Source organism: Enterococcus haemoperoxidus ATCC BAA-382 (assembly GCF_000407165.1).
GTDB lineage: Bacteria > Bacillota > Bacilli > Lactobacillales > Enterococcaceae > Enterococcus_L > Enterococcus_L haemoperoxidus.
This window is the reverse complement of the sequence record NZ_KE136479.1, coordinates 2,099,250-2,119,905: the sequence shown is the minus strand read 5'-3', so window position 1 is coordinate 2,119,905 and position 20,656 is coordinate 2,099,250. Positions and strand designations below refer to the sequence as shown.

Here is a 20,656-nt window from a genome sequence, read left to right as displayed (position 1 = left end):
GGCTTCGTTTCTTTTTCATGGTTAATCCTCTGTTTTTACAACAGTTTCTTTCCCATCGTTTATGATCAAAGCAGTATGACTGGCAACTTTAACACCATCTGCTTCATAATCAGTATCAGAGAAATTTGCAATCACAGATAAAGAATCACCAAATTCAGTTTTTTGAACTAAACGATTATCTGTTAACACTTTAAAATCAGTCATTTCATGTTGTAAAGCTGCTTTTTGGAAAGGAGTCCAAATTTTAGCATTATCAGAAATATCTTGTTTATGCTCCTCCCAAGCTGCTTTATCGATATGCATCATTGGCGGAGTATTGTACAAATACTCTTTCATACGACGTTCGCCGACTTGATCTTTGATTTTATAACTATCCCATTCCCATTGATGAGAAGTAATCACTGAACGGTTATAAACAAGCTTGTACAGTGGCAGAGAATAAACAGGATCAGTATAAATTGCTTTGTATTCTTCCTTGATTGGTACGACTTTTTTATATTTTGTTGGAATACCGCCATCTAAAGCAGCGTAACTTCCCACATAATAGTCACTTTCTTTATTTTCACGCATATCAGGATCAGACCACATAATGACAGGTGTTTCGATTCCGTGAGCAAAAACCATATTTTTTGAAGCAAAATCATTCCCACCTTCAGAACCGATAACTAGACCGTTTTGATTAAAATAATCCATCCGTTTTAAACGTCCGGCAACATCTTCACTTTGTGTAGTTAAGTGATCTGGACTATAGTCATTATAAATTTCACCAGCAGCATCCGTATCTAAGAACCAAGAATTGAATGGAATTTTATTTTGCATGATACCAGTAAATCGTTCTTCTACATCAGGGAAAATCAGTGTTGGATTAAGCTTGCGTCCTTTACCCAAGAAACCAGCAACTTTTTCACCGTTTTTCTTCGTGACAGTTGCATTGTCATATAGATTTTTGTTAGGGAAAGAAGCGGTATTCCAATCGATGCTAGCATTTTCTTGAATCGACTGATAAGAATCATAAGGACCAATCAGATAACCTTGATCAGCTGCAGTTTTGACCATTTCAGGATTCATCAAGCCATTCGCCCAGTTTGGTAGACCAATCCAAGCATTTTCAACTCCTGAGTCTTTCATCTCTTTAAAAACATCAGATGACGTTGCTTGTCCCCATTGCGCAAGTGGGGGGACTAAATCACCTAGGACACCGGCTAATAAGTGTTTATTCAAAGTGTAGCGTTCTTGTTCACTTAGTTTATCGATGCCTTTATCAATCAATTTTTGTGCGTCTGCATCCGGATTTTTGAAAATATCTTTAGTATAAAATTGTGGATAAAGCAGAACATAATTAATCGATGTTAAGAAGGTGTTTTTTTCATATTTATAGCCTTCATTGTTTTTAAACGCTTCTAAAGCCTTTAAGTATTCCTCAGAACCATCTTCACCGTATTGAGTCAATAATTCAGCGATCCATTGAAAAATTGGTTCATCAATCATTTGAGGTAGTTTGTCCCACTTAATATCTTCCGTTGTTAAAATGCGGCTGTTCCAGTAATAAACTTGAATTGCACCACGCATTTTTTTGATTTCTGGATTTTCTTTTTCCTTTTCGTCAAGTGTCTTGAATTCACCTAAATCGATTCGATCCATTTGGTAGGTCTTGGCGATCGCGACAGGATCGTTATCGGTAACATAAAGTCGGTAATTCATAGTTTTATTTTTGTCGAAGCCAATAAAATTGTGGTTAGCTTCCAAAGTAAGGTGAGGCTCGGTTTTTGTTAAAAGATCACTGTTAAAAGTGTTATCCATTACAAAAGTTGTAGCAAAAGTTTCTTGATTTGTTGTAAAAAAGCTCATTGAGAAAGCTTCACTCATTGATAATTCTTCATTTTGTTTAAAGTAGGCAAGCCACTCTTTTTGATCATTAGGAATTGTTTTTCCTTCAGCAATCGGGAGTACATAGTTTTTAGCGTCTAATTTAGGCCAAGTAAAAGATGTATCTTCATCGGATAAACTTGTGAGTGCCACAGCTAGATGATTGTTTTCTTTTTTCACCTTTACCTTGATTTGTTCATTCGGATAAGTCCAACTGATTTCTTCTTTGCGTTTCTTTAGCTCAGAGACTTCCTTTGGTTCTTGAGGTTTTGACACTTCTGCTTTTTCACCATTTTCAGTAATAGAGACAGTGAAAGTTGCTGGATCAACATCAAAAGAGAAATCAGTTTTAGCATAAGTCTTGTTTTTTTCAATTTCATTGTTGACAATTAACTTTTCTGCTTTGTTTGTTGCATTACTTTGGTTGAAATGACAACCGGATAAAGAGAATGTGATTGCGGCTAAGCCAAGATAGATAGACAATTTTTTCATGAGTTCCTCCTAATTTAAAAGCTGAGCAGGCTCGTCCTGCTCCGACAGAAAAATAGGGAAGTATGACTGAGGCGCTCTTTGCCTCAAGCATAGATCATCTTTTTTCCAAGGAGCAAGCCTGTAAAGCTAGATAATACAAAAGCTGAGCAAACTAGCCCAACTCAATAGCGTACCCTAATTTTACTAAGTGAATGTTACAGAAAAATGCCAAATTCAGACATCAAAAAAACAAGCGTAAAATGCTACGCTTGTCTTTCAGGTTTATAGAAATGTAGAACAAAAATCAATGTTTGATGGACTAATCTTGTTTCGATTGTAAATCCATGTTCTTGCATGATTGATTGAACGATCGATAAGCCTAGTCCTGTTCCTGACAAGTTTTTATTCCGTGATTTTTCGTGAACGTAGAAGGCTTCCCAAAGCTTGTTCACATCAAAATCAGCAGGTAGGGCTGTTTGATTACTAATCGTAAATTCAATGAATTCGTCTGTTTCTCGCCAGCTAACTTGAATTTCTTTGTCAGTTGTATATTTTAGACTGTTCGTCAATAAATTTTCAAAAACACGTTTGATCAATATTGGATCAGCTTCGATCAATGAAAGAGGTCTGTCGCTATCGGCCTCTAATAATAGAATTTCCTCTTCTTCCATGGTCGGCGTAAGCTCAGTCACTGTTTGTCTCCAGGTATCTGACAAGTGTAGTGGAACTTTATTGATTGGCTGTTGTTGCTCCAATTTTGCATAATCCAACATTTGATCAACAATATCATTCAATCGTTGGGTTTGTTGTAAAATCACCTCAAGATACGTTCCGTCGTCTAAATCATCTTCAATACCAGAGCCATATGCTTTTATCAAAGCAATCGGTGTTTTTAATTCATGGGTCAAGTCTGCTGTGAATTGTTTAAGTTGTTCATTTTTAGCTAATAAATTTTTTTGATAAGTAGCTAAAGCATAACTCATTTTGTTGATGCTAAGCGCTAATTCACCAATTTCATTCGCTGGAATATCATCAGTCGTCACAAATGTTAACCCAGTGATTTCTTCCGCTACTTTTTTTAAGTTGACTAAAGGATCTGTTATTTTCCGAACAGAGATGTAAATTAGGATAATGATTAGAACCAATGTCAGACTCAAAGAAATAAAGTTAAATGTATTGATTAGATTAGCGGTTTCGGAAAAATTGACTGTTGAAACACCAACTAAATAAAAGGTATGATCGATCACCCTCATCTCAACCAAGAAGCTGGATTTTTGCTTCCCTTGGTCAAAATTTCGTTGGACAGATTGAGATGTATTTTGTAGTTGATCCAATGTTTCTTGTGTAATCCAAAAGCGATTTAATGCGACCTTTTTTCGATTCAACTCTACATTCAAGGCTTCATTAAAATCATCAAGAGAGGTGCCATCTAAACTTCGTGAGATGATCGTGACTTGATTGTTCTCTTCTAATTCAGCTAGTTGTTGTTCAGATCGGGTGTTTTGCTGAATATCTGTCATAACGGAGGTGACTTTATGATCCATTTTAGAAAAATAGTAATAAGGAACAATCAGACTATTTAAAAGAAACATGATGATAAAGCTACCTACAATAATCAGTGAAAAGGTCAATGTGAGTGTTGTACTGATTTTTCTAGTTTTCTTGTTCAATGAGATAGCCCACTCCTCGTTTGGTGGTGATAATCTCATCGCCAATTTTTTCACGAAGCCTTCTAATATGTGTGTCCACAGTACGTGCTACACCATCATAATCCATACCCCAAACTCCGACTAATAGTTGTTCTCTGGTTAAAATACTGCCACGATTCTTAATGAGCATCATCAATAAATCAAATTCTTTTTTTGTTAAATCTACTGGTTGCTCATTTTTCCAAACTTTCAAATTAGCGGGTTCGATTAGTAAATCTTTGATATAAAATGAATGAGCCAAACTAAGTAATTTTTTAATACGTAACAAGAGCACTTGTGGATGAAAAGGTTTGGTAATATAGTCATCTGCTCCACTAGATAAAGAAAGAAACTCATCTTCACCGGTTGATTTTGCGGTTAGCATCAAGACCTTTAATGAACTTTCAGCTTTGATTGTTTTAATGACTTTTAGTCCATCTATTTTAGGCATCATCCAATCAATAACGGCTAAATCTAATTTTTCTTGATAAAAAATATCTAATGCTTCTTCACCATCAAGTGCAGTATAGACTTTAAATCCGTCCTTTTTTAAATAAGCACTAACGATTTGCACCATTTCGGGACTATCATCGGCAACTAAAATATTCATGTTCACGACTCCTTTTAAAAATCTATTTTTCTTTAGGATGAGAAAGGGATGAATTAGTAAAAAATTCAATCAGTGTAAAGCATAGCAGCATCAAATAAGAACCGCTCATGATATGCTTTTATTATTTATCATACTTATAAAGTTTAAACTCCTCAATCAATTGAATCAATTTTTCGGCATAGTCTGGATCGGTTGCATAGCCTCCATTTTGCAAAGCAACAGCTGCCTCTTGATAATTTTTACTTGTTTTAATTGCATCATAGGTCCCACCTTTTAAAAATTCCATATGATCGACCATTGATTCTTGGATCGTTTCATATTTTTTAAAAGAATCATCGATCGTGATCCGCTCGCCGTCAACAAATTCATCTGTAGGCATAATGCTAGATTGTTCGTTAAAAGCTCCTTTGATTCCAAATAAATTTTTTGCTTCTACTGCTAAATCACTACGACCCCAGTCAGATTCTAAAATTGCTTGAGCAATAGTGATACTGGCGAATAAATGAGTCTGTTTCTGTAAAAGTTTAGCTTCAGTTGCTATTTCATCAATAAAAATCTGCTGGTAAGCAGTGGTTTCATCTTGGATTGGTTGTTCTTCTTTATTAAAAATAAGGAAAAGACTAGCAAATGAAAGAAGTAGAATCAATAGTAATGGTAAAATATTTTGTCTTCTTAGAATTCCTTGATTCATATAATAACCTCTTTTCTTAAAGTGTTACATTTAGTATAGAGCTTATATGTTACAAAAATATGCCAAAGAAGTTAATAGTTGTTTGGCTTTCTTAATAAATACTTCAGATTGATTAATAAATAAGGCACTAATTATTTTTTTAATCATAAAAAATAATAAACAAAGTGCTTTACAACTCAAAAAAAATCATTTATGATTGTTTTTGTAAATACCCTATAGGGTATAAAGGAGGAGCAAATGTTTTCATTTTTTAAAGGAAATTCAGTTAGTACAAGTGAACTTCAACAAAAATTAGCAACAAAGCCAGAAGTGATTGATGTTCGAGAAAAGACAGAATTTGCATCGGGTCACATATCTGGAGCAAAAAATATACCCCTCAGTAAAATTGGTTCTTATGTAAACAAAGATAAAGAACCAGTTTATGTAATTTGCCAATCTGGAATGAGAAGTCGGCAAGCTGTAAAAAAATTAAAAGCTAAAGGAATCAATGCAATCAACGTCAAAGGTGGCATGAGTGCTTGGCGTGGAGAAGTCAGAGGAGGAAAATTATAATGCGAGTAGTGATTATTGGTGGTGTAGCAGGCGGAATGTCAGCTGCGACTAGATTAAGAAGATTATCAGAAGAGATTGAAATCATCGTTTTAGAAAAGGGCCCCTATGTTTCTTTTGCAAATTGTGGCTTGCCCTACTACGTATCAGGAGAAATCAGTGAACGCTCTGAATTGATCTTACAAACACCTGAACAGTTGAAAAAAAGATTCAATATTGACGTTTATCCAGAAACAGAAGCAGTTAAAATCGATCGAAAAAATAAAACAGTATTAACCAACGCAAACGGTAAAGAGGACACAATCAGTTATGATAAACTGATTCTTTCACCTGGGGCACAACCAGTGCTACCGACAATCGAAGGGCTGAATGAAGCAACAAATGTTTATACATTAAGAAACGTGCCAGACGTCGATAAGATCGTAGCAACTGTCAAAAATGAGCACCCTAAAAAAGCCGTTGTGATTGGTGCAGGGTTCATTGGGTTAGAAATGGCTGAAAATTTGAGTCATTTAGGCATTGATGTCACAATCGTAGAAGCAGCACCACAAATTTTACCACCTTTAGATGAGGAAATGGCGGCCTTTGTTGAAAAAGAATTAAAAGAAAAAGGAATCACTGTCTATACAGGATCCGGAGCAACGGAGTTTAAAAAAGCAGGAAAACAAATCAAATTAAGCTCAGGTGAAACAATTTCAAGTGATTTTACAGTGCTATCGATTGGTGTCAAACCATCTAGTGATCTGGCCGTTGTTGCTGATTTGAAAACTGGCATACGTGGTGGTATTGTTGTAGATGAAACATATCAAACAACGGATCCAGATATTTATGCAGTTGGAGATGCGATCATTGTCAAACAACAAATTACACAAGAAGATGCTTTGATCTTGCTTGCTTCACCAGCCAATCGCCAAGGACGCCAAGTAGCGGATGTGATCGCAGGTGTTGCTCGTAAAAACCAAGGAAGTATAGGCACTGCAATCGTGCGAGTGTTTGATCTCGCGGCAGCGAGCACAGGATTAAGTGAGCGTCAATTACGTAACAATAATCTAGAATATAAAGCCGTTCACACAACATCCAAAAGCCATGCGGGGTATTTTCCAGGGAGTCACCCGATCGTGATGAAGTTACTTTTTCATCCTGTATCGGGAAAAATCTATGGCGCCCAAGCGATTGGTCAAGATGGTGTGGATAAACGAATTGATATTATAGCAACTGCAATCAAAGCAGATATGACCGTTATGGATCTGCCCGAATTAGAATTTACGTATGCACCACCATTTGGTTCAGCAAAAGACCCTGTTAATATGATTGGTTATGCTGCGACTAATATTGTTGAAGGTTTTTCTGATACTATTCAATACTACGAATTGAAAAAAGCAATTGAAAATGGTGCCTTTTTACTAGATGTGCGAAACCCAGGAGAACTGAAGAGTAACGGTTCATTACCTCAAGCTGAAAATATTCCATTGGATGAATTAAGAAGTCGTCTAACGGAACTTCCATCCGATAAAGAAATCATTGTAAGCTGTCAAAGTGGGCAACGTAGTTATTTAGCAGAACGAATTTTGAAAAATAATGACTTTAACGTTAAAAATTTAGATGGTGCGTTTCAACTATACAGTACAATTTACCCTCAGGAGGTTATTAAATAATGTATAAATCAATCATGATCGATGAATTTGAACAATTAGAAAAAAGAAATCAACTAGCAATCATAGACGTACGTGAGGAAGATGAATATGTTTCTGGACACATCAAAGGTGCAAAAAATCTACCACTAAGCACGCTACAAGAAACAGCAGAATCATTAGACAAAACTCAACACTACTATATTATTTGTCATGCCGGCGGGCGCTCGCAAATGGCGAGTGAATATTTTGCTTCAGTAGGGTATGATGTTACGAATGTGATGGGCGGTATGTCTGCATGGAGAGGAGAAGTTGTGGATGGCTTGTGATCCTAAATTAGCGAATCGTTTGAAACGTTCGGAAGGACAAATTCGCGGTATTTTAAAAATGATGGATGAAGGAAAAGATTGCCGAGAAGTTGTGACGCAATTGATGGCAGTTCGTTCAAGTATCGATAAAGTCATAGGGCTTGTAGTAACTGAAAATCTAAAGCAGTGTATGGAAGATGAAAATATCGATCTAGCTGGAGAAGAAATGATAAAGGCCTTAGAAATGATCGTAAAAACAAGATAAATAAAAAGGCGTGGAACAAAAGCGTTTCCCCAAGAGAACCAAGTAGTTACTGTGCAACATCAACTGTTAGCTTATTGTGTTCTACAGCAATAAGAAGGGACTGTTTTTGTTTCCGCCGTCTATTCGTAAGAAGTCAAAAATCAGCATGATACTGATTTTTGACTTTTTTATTTCATAGTGATCGGAACTTTCTTTTTTATTAACCAGCCTTCTTCTGCCAATTCATTTAAAGAAACGGAAACTCTGGATTGTGATGTACGGCAGAATTTTGATAATACTTCTTGTGTGATAAATGTCGGTAATTCCAACTGTTCGCTCTCTGTTACGATACCAATGTGATCACTCAAATAAGTCAGTGCATGTTTCATTCGTTTAGTAGTAGGTAAATGAAGAAAATTAAAATAACCGTAATGTCGTTGGAAGATGTCAGCAAAATTAGTCAGCATTAACTCATAATAATGAGGATCTTCGTTTAATGAAAGAAGAAACTTGTCCTTTGGTAAGCAAAAAATTGTAGCATCTTCACTAATGACACGAATACTATGCTCCTTTTGTTTAAAGGTAGAAAAACTATCCAAGCCGAAAAAATCATTTTGAAAAATAAAAGAAGAAATATAGCGTTTGCCATCATTAAGGATTTCCACACAAAGAACACCTTCAACAACATAATAGATATTTTTCGTTTTTTCATATTCATCAACGACCAAAGTATCTTTTTGATACGTTTTTTCTGACCATTTACTATGAGGAACTTTCTTTAAATAGTCAATCAAAAGTAGATTATTTTTATATAATTCGATTGGTTCCTCCCCCTTTCAAGTATAGAAAGTATAGCATAATCTGATTAATTCTTTGAACTAACTTTCCATAAATAAAGCAACTTTAGGCGATTTATATCAGTGATATAAATCGTTTTTTTTATTTCCTCTAAAATAGGTTTTACCAGTTGAGTGTATGGCTGAAACAGTACAGCATACAACTAGGAAAGGGAGGATGCAGGTGAATTATGATGGAAACAGACCCATCTATAAACAAATTATCGAGCAGGTCGAACATTTGATTGCTAGTAACCAATGGCAACCAAATGAAAAAGTGCCATCTGTCAGACAAATGGCAGAAGATTTAGAGGTAAACCCAACAACTATTCAACGGGCCTACAGTCTTTTAGAACAAGAAAAAATTTTGATCAGTCAGAGAGGGATTGGTAAGTTCGTGACAAACAAAACGGATAAAATTACAGATTTACGCTTACGATTGATTGAAGCACATATAGAAGCTTTCATCGTTCAATTAAAGAAGCTTGATTTAACACAGAACGAAAATAAGCACATCATTGAACGGATTGTGAGGAGTGCAAATGAATAAATTACGGGTAAAAAATATCGGTAAAGAATATCAAAAAAATATTTTTCATGAGTTATCTTTTGACTTAAGTGATGGTCAAATTCTCGGTATTCTCGGAAAAAACGGAACGGGGAAAACAACTCTATTAGATTGTATTTCTGGACAAAAAAATATTAGCACTGGGCTGATCCTATACAATGATCAGCCACAAAGTAGTACTTTATTTAAATCTAGCATAGCCTATGCATCAACCATTAACTATTTTGAAGATACCCAAACGATTAGACAAATACTGATTGAGTATACTTTATTATTTCCTGGTTTTCAGCTAGAAAAGGCGATAGAGCAACTTGAACTCTGGCAGATTTCTCCTAAGCAAAAATGGCAGGAACTTTCAGAGGGTACTAAAGTTAAAGTGAAGATTGCATGTGAATACGCCAAAGCAACAAGTATTTTTCTGCTAGATGAGCCATTTGCTTATTTAGATTATTCCTCTCGCATACAAGTAAAAAAAATGTTGAGGAAAGCCAGTGGTGAAAACAAACTAATTTTAGTTTCAACAAATTTTATTGAAGAGATGGATACCTTATTTACAGATGTATTATTTATGAATCCAAATAGATATTGCGAAGTAATCAATTTGGAAGACCTACGGGAACGAAAATGTTTGTCTTTAAAAAAAATCTATGAGGAGGAAGCCAATGATACGTTTATTTAATTTTTATCATGAAAAAAGCAAGAAGTTCTTTTTAAGTAGTTTGCTTTTGATTTTAACCAGCTATTTTGCTAAATATGTTTTTCAAATAATGATACCCGAATCTCAGTGGGAGCGTCTACCAATTGTAATCTCTGTAGGGGCGACAATCGTTTTGACTTGGCGGATCAATCAACTAGATATAAAGTCGAATCATCTGACATTAGCAAGCACAGCTAATCAGTCACCTTTTGAGAAAATCACTGCCAAATATTTACTTTCTTATATTCAAGTCATCATGATTGGTGCAATCAATTTAGTGTTTAATTTTACAATGATTTCGTTAGACCTAGTAGAACTACTGCTACTAGCGTTAGAGTTAGCTGTTTATCTTGCCGGTACGATCAGTTATTTGATTTTGCTCAGAGGTATTGTTGCTAAATTATGGTTGCCAAATTTATCAAAAATAGTTGTTGTGGCAATTGGTTGGATACTGATTGTTTTGCTGAATGACGTCACTCGTTATTACTTTCCTCAAAGCATGAATATCGCATTACCACTTAATAATGGAAATGTTTATCCAAGTACGTTTATTTTAAATGCTTGTCTTTCAGCAGCAATCATATTTGTTTATCTATGGCTCGAAAAAAATCAGTTAAAGGATAATAGATAGGTGAGAAAAAATGTATCAATTGGCTATAAAAAAGCATATATCAATCGTTTATTCAGGACGGAGGCAATCTATATTATGCTTTTATCCAACACTTTTGCCCATTTAATCCAATTTTTAGCAGATCCAGTAATTGAATTATGTATTGGTTTTGATCAAATCATTCAGCTAGCACTGCTCAATACACCAGCAGCATTAGGGATAGCGGGAATATTAGGCGTGATTTTCGCACTTTATCCAGCAGTAAAATTAGACCCAATAACAGCGTTACGTTACGAATAAAATAAGGAAAGTAGGTAAAAAAATGAAAAAATTATGGAAAAATAAAATGTTCAAATATGGATTGATCGGAATTGTTCTAATTGCACTAGGAGGAGCTGGATTTTTAGGATATTACCGCATCGCAAGGATTCAAGGTGTTACTTCAAGTTATGAAATCAATAAAGAGCTAAAGAAAAAGTCCGATTCCTATAAAGCCATTATTTACACTCAAGACCGTGCTTTTAAAAATGAGGTAATCAATGAACTTAAAAAAAATCTAGTGGATGAAAATATTTATATACAAGTAGAATCGGTTGAAGAAATTGGGGAAAATGAGATTGAAGACTGGGATAAAGTAATCGTCTTATCGACAGTTCAATCAAGTGATCCACCTAAAACTGTTCTTGATTACCTAAATAAACATAAAAATGAAGAAAAGTTAAGCATTTATTTAACTGCAGATTCAGGCGCATGGTCAAAAGATCCTGGTCATTTAGATGTTACGACGGCAGCGTCTAATTCAGAAAACGTGACGGTATTTAGCAGAAAAATTACAGAAGCCCTATTGAACTAAGAAATAAGTATGTGTGTATCAAAATAAATTTTTAATACGCTGTTCGCTTGTAAAAGGAACGTATGTTTGCTATCCTGTAATTCATAAGGAGGGATAAGTATGAGTGTAACATTCAGCGTAACAAAATGGGACGAACAAGCAGTAGATGAACAAAAAATAGACTTTCCAGTGAATCGAGTCCGAGCAGAATACGAACTTGAAGGCGCTTTGCAAGGTAAAGCATGGGTGGAGTATTTGCTCTATTATTTAGAAAGCAATAAAGAAGATGGTCATCTTGCAACAGCTAGAATCACAGGATTCCTTCACTTTGAAGGCCAATATAAAGGAAAAACAGGAACCTTTACAGCGGCTGAAAAGGGAATTTTCGATAAAGGATCACTTGATTCCCCAGGCATGATCATTAAAAGTACTGGAGAATTACAAGGATTGACTGGCTCTTATCAATATGATTTTGTTGGTGACAATAGTAAGCTGATTTTGGATTTCAAGGACAATGAATAATCTTTTTAGATTGTTTTATATTATGCATTATTTAACGATGCATAATAAAGCGAATGCAATGATCCTAGCAGAACAACTGGAAGTATCGACACGTACGATTTATCGAGATATTAACACGTTGTCTGCGTTAGGTTTTCCAGTATACGCTCAAAGCGGACGAGATGGCGGAATTCGTTTGTTGGACACGCATCATTTGTCCGCTACTTTTGTAGATGATGCAGAGCAAGATCAGATCATTTTAGCTCTGCAAAATTTAGCAGCGACTAATTTAAAAAGCGTAACCCCTTTAGTCAATAAACTGTCCTCCTTATTTAAAAAAAGAAGTAGAACAATGGATCGATATAGATTTTTCAACTTGGGGTCGAGAAGATGAAGCAAATCTGATCGGATTGATCACCAAAGCCAAAAATCAAAAAAAGTGTATCATTTTTTCCTACATTAATGGAAAAGGCCAAAAAACTATAAGAGAAGCAATGCCAAATAAATTGATTTTCAAGCAAAATGTCTGGTATTTAGCTGGTTATTGTTGTGTTAGAAAAACCACTCGACTATTCAAATTAAGAAGGATGACCGATCTAGTAATTTCTACTAACGATATCGATGAAGCTTATTTGATCAAAGATTATCAGCCAGAATTTTCAAAGATATATATTGAATTTAAGATAAAAAATGACCTATTTTACCGAGTACAAGAAGATTTACCTAATATCAAAATAGAGCAAGATACAGAATATACTAAAGTAAAAACCTGGCAGCCAGAAGGAGCTTGGCTAACTTCTTACTTGTTATCATTTGGTGCTTCAATTGAAGTAGTAAGCCCAATTGAATTAAAAGAAAAAGTCAAAGACGAAATTGTGAAAATCAACCAGATTTATTTTTGATTTGTTCTAGATTTTTTCACTATACCTCTTGAAACTACGACTATTGATTGAGATAATAGCAAAGAAAAGAGGGATCATATGGGACAAATTTGGCTTGAACGGTTACTTCGCTGGAATGCAAAAATTCAAAAATTATTGGTAGGAAGATACGCCCGCATGGATCAATTGAATAATACCTTGATGAAGATTAGTCTGATACTATTATTGCTTAATTTATTTTTACCAACATCGATTGCGTTTTGGTTAGCAGTGGCACTTTTATTATGGATGAACTATCGTTTTTTCTCTAAAAGAATTTATCCTCGCTCCAATGAAAATACTCGCTATGTTTTAAAAGTACAGCAACTAAAAAAGAAAGTTAATTTTTCAAAAGAAACGCTCAAAGAGCGCAAGACTTATACTTTTTTCAAGTGCCCAAACTGTAAACAGCAATTACGAGCACCAAAAGGCAAAGGCAAAATCAAGGTTACTTGTTCAACTTGTAAAGAACAATTCAATAAAACGGTTTAATTATAAAGCTTCTGAGAACATTTATGAAAATCTCAGAAGCTTTTTTGTGCAAAATAAAAAGCGAACAATCACTACTTTTTAAAGTCTTTTGTTCTGATTTTTTGTTAATAGCTGAACAAATTATGATATAATAGGAAAAACTTATTTAAGTTTTATATTATCTAACTTCAAGAGCTACCACCTCAGAAAAAAGACAAAAATGGAATGAGAAAAGAAGCATCTCAGTCATTTTTTCCTATTTTTTACTTGGTGCTACAAAAGCTCTTTTAACTTTTAAATTTAGGAGGAAATGATATGCGCGCAGTATTAACTGTAATCGGTAAAGACAAAGTGGGAATCATTGCAGGAGTCAGTCAAAAGTTAGCTGAACTGGACATGAATATTATTGATGTTTCCCAAACAATCATGGACAGCTATTTTACAATGATGATGGTATTGGAAATTTCTAAAGAAAAGAACGATTTTGAAGCAATCCGTTCTGAATTAAACACTTTAGGTGAGAAACTAAATGTGACAATCAGTATTCAAAATGAAGAAATCTTCAATGTTATGCATAAACTATAATAATCAGTGCTTGGGTGTTTAGCTACAGAGTATGGTCTAGGATTCGACCACATCAATTCCTAAGAAGGATTGAAGGTCTAGGGAAAAGATGAAATCTGCTAGTCCTAAACGGCCCACTACGCTTTTAAATTTAGGAGGAAATATTTTGGAAACGAATCAGATTCTAGAAACAATCCGTATGATTGAAGAAGAAAATTTAGATATTCGAACCATTACAATGGGAATTTCATTGTTAGATTGCATTGATAGCGATAGTGATCGAGCGTGTGAAAAAATCTATGATAAAATCACTCGTTTAGCCAAAAATCTAGTTAAAGTTGGTGAAGAGATCGAATCTGAGTATGGAATTCCGATCATTAACAAACGAATTTCTGTAACACCGATTGGAATTATTGCGGCGGCAAGCCCAGACAAAGATTATGTGAAATATGCGAAAGCGTTAGACCGAGCAGCTCAAGCAGTGGGGGTCAATTTCATTGGTGGATTCAGTGCGCTAGTTGAAAAAGGCTACCAACATGGTGATGAAATTTTGATTAATTCGATTCCACAAGCGTTAGCTGAAACAGAATTTGTCTGTTCTTCTGTAAATATCGGTTCAACCAAAGCAGGAATCAATATGGATGCAGTTCGTCATATGGGCTATGTAATCAAAGAAACTGCAGAAAAATCTGATATGGGTTGTGCTAAATTGGTGGTATTCGCTAATGCGGTAGAAGACAATCCGTTTATGGCAGGGGCGTTTCATGGAGTTGGCGAAGCGGATTGTGTGATCAATGTAGGTGTGAGCGGACCTGGTGTTGTTAAACGAGCATTAGAAAAAGTCAAAGGAGAGCCCTTTGATGTCGTGGCAGAAGTAGTAAAACAAACGGCATTTAAAATTACTAGAATGGGACAATTGGTTGGAAAAATAGCATCAGAACGTCTTGATGTACCTTTTGGAATTGTCGATCTATCCTTAGCCCCAACTCCAGCTGTGGGTGATAGCGTAGCTTATATTTTGGAGGAAATGGGTTTAGAAAGTGTAGGGACTCATGGAACAACTGCTGCTTTGGCATTGTTGAACGATGCAGTGAAAAAAGGCGGTGTCATGGCCTGTAATCATGTTGGTGGATTATCAGGTGCATTTATTCCCGTTTCAGAAGATGCTGGAATGATCGATGCAGTTAATAATGGTGCGCTGAATCTAGAAAAATTAGAAGCAATGACGGCAATATGTTCCGTTGGTTTAGACATGGTGGCGATACCTGGTGAGACATCAGCAGAAACAATTGCTGCAATGATTGCAGATGAAGCAGCGATTGGTGTAATCAATCACAAAACGACGGCTGTTAGACTTATACCAGCAAAAGGGACAAAAGTTGGTGATATGGTTGAGTTTGGTGGATTATTAGGCAGAGCCCCAGTTATGAAAGTCAATAACTATGCTTCTACTGATTTTATTTTGCGTGGTGGCCGTATTCCTGCCCCAATTCATTCGTTTAAAAATTAGATTAAAAAGAGGATATGAGTTTTTGTGATAAAAAGATGTGTGGTATAATGAAAACATAGATAGACTATGCTTTGTTCAGATTAATTTGGATAGAAATAATAGTTCTTGAACTTAAAAAAAAGGAGATTTTAATTCATGGAAATAAAACGTCAACAAGAAGTCGTTGAGGCTTTTCATTACGATATGCGTACACAGGATATGGAAGAGGTAGAAACGGATCTTAGAGTAGGTTTTTCACCAATCGAATCAACCGATGAAAACTATCCAAAAGAAAATTCAATTATTGCAGCTCGCTTAGAGTTTCGTTTAGTTTTTGAGGAATATCTATTATCAGGTTCAGTTAGCCAAATCAATCATATCATCAATCATAAGATTGAAACGCAAGATGATATTTCACAAGAGGAAGTGGATGAGTTGGTTAGTCCGTTGTTCGATATCGTGCAACGTATGGCTTATGAAGTCACTGAAATTGCATTAGACAAGCCTGGTATCCAATTAAACTTCCAGTCAGCAGCTGAATAGGATGTTCAATTAAAGAGTTTGTGATAGTTTTTGACTATCACAAACTCTTTTTTCTATCATTATAGAAACAAAATAGTACCCCTCAACCATTTAAATCAGGTACAATAGATCTATCACTGAAAATGAATTGTTTATTTTTAGGGCGGGTCGTTGAAGAATGATCCCCGGGAACCTTTACTTCCTTTGATGGACTTGTCATTTAAATTAAAATATAGGAGGAAAAAAATGACAACACTCATCACTGTTTTAGTGGTCCTTGCATTTCTTGCTGTGTTATATGTCTTTTATCGTATGCAAACGAAACACTACAAATTTTCAACTCGTGTTTTTGCCGCATTAGGTGTCGGTATTGTATTAGGTGGAATTATTCAATTCGCATTCGGTACGCAAGACAAAGTCACAACGCAAGCAATGGAATGGATCGGTATCGTAGGTAATGGATATGTAGCATTTTTACAAATGCTCGTAATCCCCTTGGTTTTTGTTTCTATCGTAGGAGCATTTACTAAGATGAAAGAATCCAAGCAATTAGGCAAAATTAGTTTCAATGTGCTAGCAACATTATTAGGCACAACGGCTGTGGCTGCGTTGATTGGTATCGGAACAACAATGTTGTTTGGACTACAAGGCGCCAAATTTACACAAGGAACGGCAGAAACGGCACGAATTGCAGAACTTGCAACGAGACAGGAAACCGTTGAAAACTTATCGATTCCTCAACAAATTTTAGCCTTTATTCCTAGAAATGTCTTTGCAGATTTTGCAGGGACTCGTCCAACAAGTACGATTGGTGTCGTAATCTTTGCTGCATTTGTCGGCGTTGCATACTTAGGCGTGAAAAGAAAAGCACCGAAAGAAGCAGAATTTTTTGCAAATCTAATTGATAGTTTGTACAAAATCACGATGCGTATCGTGACTTTGGTTTTACGTTTAACGCCTTATGGGGTTTTAGCGTTGATGACTAACGTTGTTGCAACAAGTGATTTTGATGCGATCCTTAATTTAGGAAAATTTGTACTGGCTTCTTATACCGCGTTGATTATAGTAATGCTGGTTCATTTATTGATTTTAGTTGCAGTTAAAGTAAACCCAGTGAATTATTTGAAAAAATCATTCCCAGTCTTGAGTTTTGCTTTTACGTCAAGATCAAGTGCCGGAGCATTGCCTTTAAATATTGAAACACAAACCAAAGCCTTAGGTGTTGATGATGCAACAGCGAACTTTGCTGCAAGTTTTGGCTTATCGATTGGTCAAAACGGCTGTGCTGGTGTTTATCCTGCGATGTTGGCAACAATCGTTGCACCAACTGTGGGAATCAATGTCTTTAGTTTAGAATTTATTTTAATGTTAGTTGCGATCGTAACAATCAGCTCATTTGGTGTTGCTGGTGTCGGTGGAGGAGCAACATTTGCTTCATTGATCGTTTTAGGATCAATGAATTTACCAGTTGCAATCGTTGGATTAGTGATTTCTGTAGAACCATTGATTGATATGGCTAGAACAGCTGTTAACGTTAGTGATAGCATGGTTGCAGGAATTGTGACTAGTTCAAGAATCAATGAATTAGATCGTGATGTTTTGAATGATCGCAATTTAGTTATTGAAGAAAATGCATAAGAAGTGATCTACTTTTCTTCCCCAAGATAGTTAATTAATGAAAAGTAAGATGTGATTTTTTAAAATCATGTCTTATTTTTTTTTCAAGCAAATTTATTTTCATAAATCTTACCATAAGCTATGATAAAAAGTATATAATGAAAAAGCATTTAATTTAAAATGAAAAAAAAGATGAGGAGCAAAAACCATGTTTACTAACCAAATCAAAATAATGTTATATGTAACGAACGTTGAGGAATCAAGTAAGTTCTGGCAAAAAATCGGTTTTGTCGAAAAAGAAAGAGATGCCGTTGACGGCACACTTGTAGTAGAAATTGCGCCAAGCGAAACTGCAGAAACAATGATTGTTTTATACGATTTAGAATTTATTCAACAACATTCACCAGAAGTTGCTGGTAATACTCCGTCATTGATGTTTTTTGCAGACAATGTAATAGATTTATATAAAAAAATGAAAGATGCTGGTGTACGAGTAGGGGAATTAGTTCAATTACCAACTGGATTAGTTTTTAACTTTGCTGATAATGATGAGAATTATTTTGCAGTATCAGGTCAATAATAAGTCAGTCTATACTAACTGCTCAAGCTTTTCTTTTTGGAAAGCTTGGGTAGTTTTAATTTTACCGTACTTTTTAATCTGTGTATTTATACACAAGCAAATAGCTCGCTTTTCTTATTTATTTTTTTATATACTAAATACGTATGAAGATAAAATAGGGACTGTACAGTTATTATGGAGATAGCAAAACAGTTTCTTAGAAAAAGGAGAAAGATAAAATGGATTACCGCGTATTACTTTATTATAAATACACGACGATTGAAAACCCAGAAGAATTTGCAAAGGAGCATTTAGCTTTTTGTAAATCATTGAACCTAAAAGGAAGAATTTTAGTGGCAACAGAAGGAATCAATGGCACACTTTCAGGAACGATTGCAGATACTGATGCTTATATGGAAGCAATGTTAGCGGATGAACGCTTTAAAGATACCTATTTCAAAATCGATGAAGTGCCAGAAAATGCCTTTCATAAAATGTTTGTTCGTCCTAGAAAAGAGCTCGTTTCTTTAAGCTTGGAAGAAGATGTTAATCCATTAGAATTAACTGGAAAATATCTAGAACCAGCTGAATTTAAAGAAGCATTACTTGATGAAAACACTGTTGTGATCGATGCGAGAAATGATTATGAATTTGATTTAGGTCATTTTAGAGGGGCTGTTCGTCCTGATATTCGTAACTTTAGAGAATTGCCGCAATGGATCAGAGACAATAAAGAACAATTTATGGATAAAAAAATTGTCACTTATTGTACGGGTGGAATTCGCTGTGAGAAATTTTCTGGCTGGTTGATGAAAGAAGGCTTTGAAGATGTTTCCCAACTTCACGGCGGTATCGCAGTTTACGGAAAAGATCCAGAAACAAGAGGCGAGTTGTGGGATGGTAAAATGTACGTCTTCGATGAGCGAATCAGTGTTGAAATCAATCACGTAGATAAAAAAATCATCGGTAAAGATTGGTTTGACGGCACACCTTGCGAACGATATATCAACTGTGCAAATCCTTTCTGTAATAAACAAATTTTAGCATCAGAAGAAAATGAAGCGAAGTATCTTGGCAGCTGTTCAGATGAATGTCGCCATCATCCTGCAAATCGCTATGTGATGAGAAATGAACTTTCAGAACAAGACGTGAAGGCTAGACTTGAAGCAATTGCTAACTAATTAAAAATAAGAAAGCGTGGCACAAACACCCATGAGGACTATAGCCCTCATGGGTGTTTGTCTCGTCCTCTTTTTTTACAATAAAAAGCTAAAAAATAGAACAAAGCAAATCAAAAATACGAAGTTTATTAAAGTGAATTGCAAAATAAACTTTTTTGATTGTGCAGGGTAATATTCTTTATATAGTTTAAACCCAATCAAATTTGCTAATGAAGCAATGATCGTGCCTAAACCACCTACATTCACTCCAAAAAAAAGTGCTTGTGCTTGTTCTGTGAATGGTGCAATCAGAATAGCTGCCGGAACATTACTAATCATCTGACTAACTAGAATACTTCCAAAAAATGTGCGAGTATTCGACGTAAATTGTTCTTTTATAAACGTTGAAATCATGTCTACTTGAGAAAAATTCCCGACAGCAATAAAGAAAAATACAAACGTCCACAGTAATTTATAGTCGATTTGTCTAAGCATTTCTTTATCATAAATAGTTAGGATAATTGCAGCGATGGGGATGACGATAAAATAAGGAAGTACATTAAATACACCGAACAAGATGAAAAGACCAGTTAGGCTTAAAAAAAACATTTTTTTCTTATTGATTATTGGAAGTGGACTGTTTTGTTTGGGAATCGTTCTTTTTTTTATAAATAGAAAAGCGATCAATAAAAAAGAAAGTGAAGAAAATAGCAGAAGCAACGCCCATTCAAAAAATTGTGCTGTTGAAAGAGAATAGAATGAGAATAAAAAAAGATTTTGCGGATTTCCAAATGGGAAAAAGCTACTACCTAAATTTGCAGCGACAATTAGTAATACTGCGCCAGCAATCTTGTTTTCCATTGCTGGAAATTTTTTTATGATCGTTAAGTAAATAGGCATTAACGTTAGTATCGCTACGTCGTTGGTCAGGATCATTGAACTGATAAATGATAATAAAACGATATTTCTAATCAAGCTACGTGTTGTTGCTGAAAAATCAATCATTTTTTCAGCAAAATAGTTCAAAATACCAAGATTTTCAATATTCTTTACAAAAAGCATCAAACCAAATAAACAAAAAATAACGTTGAAATCAATTGATTTTAAAGAGAAGGCCCCAAAATAACAACTGATAATAGCAATTAGAAAAGAAACTGTAAATAATAAATCATCGGTAAAAAAAGCAGTTAATCGCTTCATTAAAAATACTCCTTTTCGTTGATAGTCTGTTCAAATTTACTTTAAAAAGTGT

The 20,656-nt window shown here is 35.1% G+C and carries 25 protein-coding genes; 19 read left to right on the top strand and 6 right to left on the bottom strand.

The window, feature by feature from the left end; all coding sequences use genetic code 11:
• Positions 1-21: 21 nt before the first annotated feature.
• From I583_RS09775 to I583_RS09760, 4 genes are all read right to left on the bottom strand, one after another.
• Positions 22-2,358: a glycoside hydrolase gene (locus I583_RS09775; protein ID WP_010760647.1), complete on the bottom strand. Its 2,337-nt coding sequence runs from the start codon at positions 2,356-2,358 to the stop codon at positions 22-24.
• A 242-nt stretch (positions 2,359-2,600) separates the two neighbouring features.
• Positions 2,601-4,007 (bottom strand): sensor histidine kinase, encoded by a 1,407-nt coding sequence (locus I583_RS09770; protein ID WP_010760648.1) that lies wholly within the window; start codon positions 4,005-4,007, stop codon positions 2,601-2,603.
• Positions 3,991-4,635, bottom strand: coding sequence for a response regulator transcription factor (locus tag I583_RS09765; protein ID WP_010760649.1), 645 nt, complete (start codon positions 4,633-4,635; stop codon positions 3,991-3,993). Before I583_RS09765 ends, I583_RS09770 begins: the two co-directional genes overlap by 17 nt.
• A gap of 121 nt (positions 4,636-4,756) precedes the next feature.
• Positions 4,757-5,326, bottom strand: a complete 570-nt coding sequence (locus I583_RS09760; RefSeq protein ID WP_010760650.1) for a glycoside hydrolase family 73 protein — start codon at positions 5,324-5,326, stop codon at positions 4,757-4,759.
• Between the two features lie 237 nt (positions 5,327-5,563).
• Here I583_RS09760 and I583_RS09755 point away from each other — a divergent pair, with 237 nt between their 5' ends.
• From I583_RS09755 to I583_RS09740, 4 genes are read left to right on the top strand one after another with little or no spacing between them, the layout of a single operon-like run.
• Complete coding sequence (locus tag I583_RS09755; protein ID WP_010760651.1) at positions 5,564-5,878, top strand: rhodanese-like domain-containing protein; 315 nt, start codon at positions 5,564-5,566, stop codon at positions 5,876-5,878.
• Positions 5,878-7,530, top strand: coding sequence for an FAD-dependent oxidoreductase (locus tag I583_RS09750; RefSeq protein WP_010760652.1), 1,653 nt, complete (start codon positions 5,878-5,880; stop codon positions 7,528-7,530). Before I583_RS09755 ends, I583_RS09750 begins: the two co-directional genes overlap by 1 nt.
• Positions 7,530-7,835 (top strand): rhodanese-like domain-containing protein, encoded by a 306-nt coding sequence (locus I583_RS09745; RefSeq protein ID WP_010760653.1) that lies wholly within the window; start codon positions 7,530-7,532, stop codon positions 7,833-7,835. The genes I583_RS09750 and I583_RS09745 overlap by 1 nt, the downstream gene beginning before the upstream one ends.
• Positions 7,825-8,079 carry a metal-sensitive transcriptional regulator gene (locus I583_RS09740; RefSeq protein ID WP_010760654.1) on the top strand — a complete coding sequence of 85 codons (255 nt, stop codon included), beginning with the start codon at positions 7,825-7,827 and terminating at the stop codon, positions 8,077-8,079. Before I583_RS09745 ends, I583_RS09740 begins: the two co-directional genes overlap by 11 nt.
• Positions 8,080-8,246: 167 nt before the next feature.
• On the opposite strand, the gene I583_RS09735 is transcribed toward I583_RS09740, so the two are convergent.
• Complete coding sequence (locus I583_RS09735; RefSeq protein WP_010760655.1) at positions 8,247-8,852, bottom strand: Crp/Fnr family transcriptional regulator; 606 nt, start codon at positions 8,850-8,852, stop codon at positions 8,247-8,249.
• A 220-nt stretch (positions 8,853-9,072) separates the two neighbouring features.
• Between I583_RS09735 and I583_RS09730 the strand changes: the two genes are divergently transcribed.
• The 15 genes from I583_RS09730 (at position 9,073) to trhO (ending at position 19,425) form a co-directional block, all read left to right on the top strand.
• Positions 9,073-9,444: a GntR family transcriptional regulator gene (locus I583_RS09730; RefSeq protein WP_010760656.1), complete on the top strand. Its 372-nt coding sequence runs from the start codon at positions 9,073-9,075 to the stop codon at positions 9,442-9,444.
• Positions 9,437-10,141, top strand: a complete 705-nt coding sequence (locus I583_RS09725; RefSeq protein ID WP_010760657.1) for an ATP-binding cassette domain-containing protein — start codon at positions 9,437-9,439, stop codon at positions 10,139-10,141. Before I583_RS09730 ends, I583_RS09725 begins: the two co-directional genes overlap by 8 nt.
• On the top strand, positions 10,125-10,790 hold the full coding sequence (locus I583_RS09720) for a hypothetical protein (RefSeq protein ID WP_010760658.1): 666 nt from the start codon (positions 10,125-10,127) through the stop codon (positions 10,788-10,790). The genes I583_RS09725 and I583_RS09720 overlap by 17 nt, the downstream gene beginning before the upstream one ends.
• Entirely contained in the window at positions 10,791-11,069 is a 279-nt protein-coding gene (locus tag I583_RS09715) for a hypothetical protein (RefSeq protein ID WP_010760659.1), read from the top strand. It abuts the gene before it with no gap.
• Between the two features lie 22 nt (positions 11,070-11,091).
• Complete coding sequence (locus tag I583_RS09710; protein ID WP_010760660.1) at positions 11,092-11,622, top strand: hypothetical protein; 531 nt, start codon at positions 11,092-11,094, stop codon at positions 11,620-11,622.
• Between the two features lie 99 nt (positions 11,623-11,721).
• Positions 11,722-12,123 carry a DUF3224 domain-containing protein gene (locus tag I583_RS09705; protein ID WP_010760661.1) on the top strand — a complete coding sequence of 134 codons (402 nt, stop codon included), beginning with the start codon at positions 11,722-11,724 and terminating at the stop codon, positions 12,121-12,123.
• Positions 12,116-12,496 carry a helix-turn-helix transcriptional regulator gene (locus tag I583_RS16975; RefSeq protein WP_010760662.1) on the top strand — a complete coding sequence of 127 codons (381 nt, stop codon included), beginning with the start codon at positions 12,116-12,118 and terminating at the stop codon, positions 12,494-12,496. Before I583_RS09705 ends, I583_RS16975 begins: the two co-directional genes overlap by 8 nt.
• 16 nt (positions 12,497-12,512) lie before the next feature.
• The gene (locus I583_RS16970) at positions 12,513-13,004 is read left to right on the top strand and encodes a WYL domain-containing protein (protein ID WP_244264867.1); all 492 of its coding nucleotides are present in this window, start codon (positions 12,513-12,515) and stop codon (positions 13,002-13,004) included.
• Between the two features lie 78 nt (positions 13,005-13,082).
• Positions 13,083-13,514 (top strand): hypothetical protein, encoded by a 432-nt coding sequence (locus tag I583_RS09695; RefSeq protein ID WP_010760664.1) that lies wholly within the window; start codon positions 13,083-13,085, stop codon positions 13,512-13,514.
• A 294-nt stretch (positions 13,515-13,808) separates the two neighbouring features.
• Entirely contained in the window at positions 13,809-14,078 is a 270-nt protein-coding gene (locus tag I583_RS09690; RefSeq protein WP_010760665.1) for an ACT domain-containing protein, read from the top strand.
• A gap of 145 nt (positions 14,079-14,223) precedes the next feature.
• Positions 14,224-15,567, top strand: coding sequence for a PFL family protein (locus I583_RS09685; RefSeq protein ID WP_034682922.1), 1,344 nt, complete (start codon positions 14,224-14,226; stop codon positions 15,565-15,567).
• Positions 15,568-15,702: 135 nt separating this feature from the next.
• A complete protein-coding gene (locus tag I583_RS09680) occupies positions 15,703-16,089 on the top strand; it encodes a DUF1149 family protein (protein ID WP_010760667.1) in 387 nt (128 codons plus the stop codon).
• A gap of 225 nt (positions 16,090-16,314) precedes the next feature.
• A complete protein-coding gene (locus tag I583_RS09675; RefSeq protein ID WP_010760668.1) occupies positions 16,315-17,706 on the top strand; it encodes an L-cystine transporter in 1,392 nt (463 codons plus the stop codon).
• 187 nt (positions 17,707-17,893) lie between these two features.
• Entirely contained in the window at positions 17,894-18,265 is a 372-nt protein-coding gene (locus I583_RS09670) for a VOC family protein (RefSeq protein WP_010760669.1), read from the top strand.
• A 218-nt stretch (positions 18,266-18,483) separates the two neighbouring features.
• Entirely contained in the window at positions 18,484-19,425 is a 942-nt protein-coding gene (gene trhO, locus I583_RS09665; RefSeq protein WP_010760670.1) for an oxygen-dependent tRNA uridine(34) hydroxylase TrhO, read from the top strand.
• A 75-nt stretch (positions 19,426-19,500) separates the two neighbouring features.
• On the opposite strand, the gene I583_RS09660 is transcribed toward trhO, so the two are convergent.
• Positions 19,501-20,604 carry an SLC13 family permease gene (locus I583_RS09660; RefSeq protein WP_010760671.1) on the bottom strand — a complete coding sequence of 368 codons (1,104 nt, stop codon included), beginning with the start codon at positions 20,602-20,604 and terminating at the stop codon, positions 19,501-19,503.
• Between the last annotated feature and the right edge of the window lie 52 nt (positions 20,605-20,656).

Excerpts from the sequence above, each read along its gene's own strand:
- I583_RS09675 (WP_010760668.1), top strand. The coding sequence starts at position 16,315 with ATGACAACACTCATCACTGTTTTAGTGGTCCTTGCATTTCTTGCTGTG.
- I583_RS09745 (WP_010760653.1), top strand. The coding sequence starts at position 7,530 with ATGTATAAATCAATCATGATCGATGAATTTGAACAATTAGAAAAAAGA.
- I583_RS09680 (WP_010760667.1), top strand. The coding sequence starts at position 15,703 with ATGGAAATAAAACGTCAACAAGAAGTCGTTGAGGCTTTTCATTACGAT.
- I583_RS09740 (WP_010760654.1), top strand. The coding sequence starts at position 7,825 with ATGGCTTGTGATCCTAAATTAGCGAATCGTTTGAAACGTTCGGAAGGA.
- I583_RS09695 (WP_010760664.1), top strand. The coding sequence starts at position 13,083 with ATGGGACAAATTTGGCTTGAACGGTTACTTCGCTGGAATGCAAAAATT.
- I583_RS09775 (WP_010760647.1), bottom strand. The coding sequence starts at position 2,358 with ATGAAAAAATTGTCTATCTATCTTGGCTTAGCCGCAATCACATTCTCT.
- I583_RS09730 (WP_010760656.1), top strand. The coding sequence starts at position 9,073 with ATGCAGGTGAATTATGATGGAAACAGACCCATCTATAAACAAATTATC.
- I583_RS09750 (WP_010760652.1), top strand. The coding sequence starts at position 5,878 with ATGCGAGTAGTGATTATTGGTGGTGTAGCAGGCGGAATGTCAGCTGCG.
- I583_RS09765 (WP_010760649.1), bottom strand. The coding sequence starts at position 4,635 with ATGAATATTTTAGTTGCCGATGATAGTCCCGAAATGGTGCAAATCGTT.
- I583_RS09725 (WP_010760657.1), top strand. The coding sequence starts at position 9,437 with ATGAATAAATTACGGGTAAAAAATATCGGTAAAGAATATCAAAAAAAT.
- I583_RS09660 (WP_010760671.1), bottom strand. The coding sequence starts at position 20,604 with ATGAAGCGATTAACTGCTTTTTTTACCGATGATTTATTATTTACAGTT.
- I583_RS09705 (WP_010760661.1), top strand. The coding sequence starts at position 11,722 with ATGAGTGTAACATTCAGCGTAACAAAATGGGACGAACAAGCAGTAGAT.
- trhO (WP_010760670.1), top strand. The coding sequence starts at position 18,484 with ATGGATTACCGCGTATTACTTTATTATAAATACACGACGATTGAAAAC.
- I583_RS09755 (WP_010760651.1), top strand. The coding sequence starts at position 5,564 with ATGTTTTCATTTTTTAAAGGAAATTCAGTTAGTACAAGTGAACTTCAA.
- I583_RS09670 (WP_010760669.1), top strand. The coding sequence starts at position 17,894 with ATGTTTACTAACCAAATCAAAATAATGTTATATGTAACGAACGTTGAG.
- I583_RS09720 (WP_010760658.1), top strand. The coding sequence starts at position 10,125 with ATGATACGTTTATTTAATTTTTATCATGAAAAAAGCAAGAAGTTCTTT.
- I583_RS09760 (WP_010760650.1), bottom strand. The coding sequence starts at position 5,326 with ATGAATCAAGGAATTCTAAGAAGACAAAATATTTTACCATTACTATTG.
- I583_RS16975 (WP_010760662.1), top strand. The coding sequence starts at position 12,116 with ATGAATAATCTTTTTAGATTGTTTTATATTATGCATTATTTAACGATG.
- I583_RS09710 (WP_010760660.1), top strand. The coding sequence starts at position 11,092 with ATGAAAAAATTATGGAAAAATAAAATGTTCAAATATGGATTGATCGGA.
- I583_RS09690 (WP_010760665.1), top strand. The coding sequence starts at position 13,809 with ATGCGCGCAGTATTAACTGTAATCGGTAAAGACAAAGTGGGAATCATT.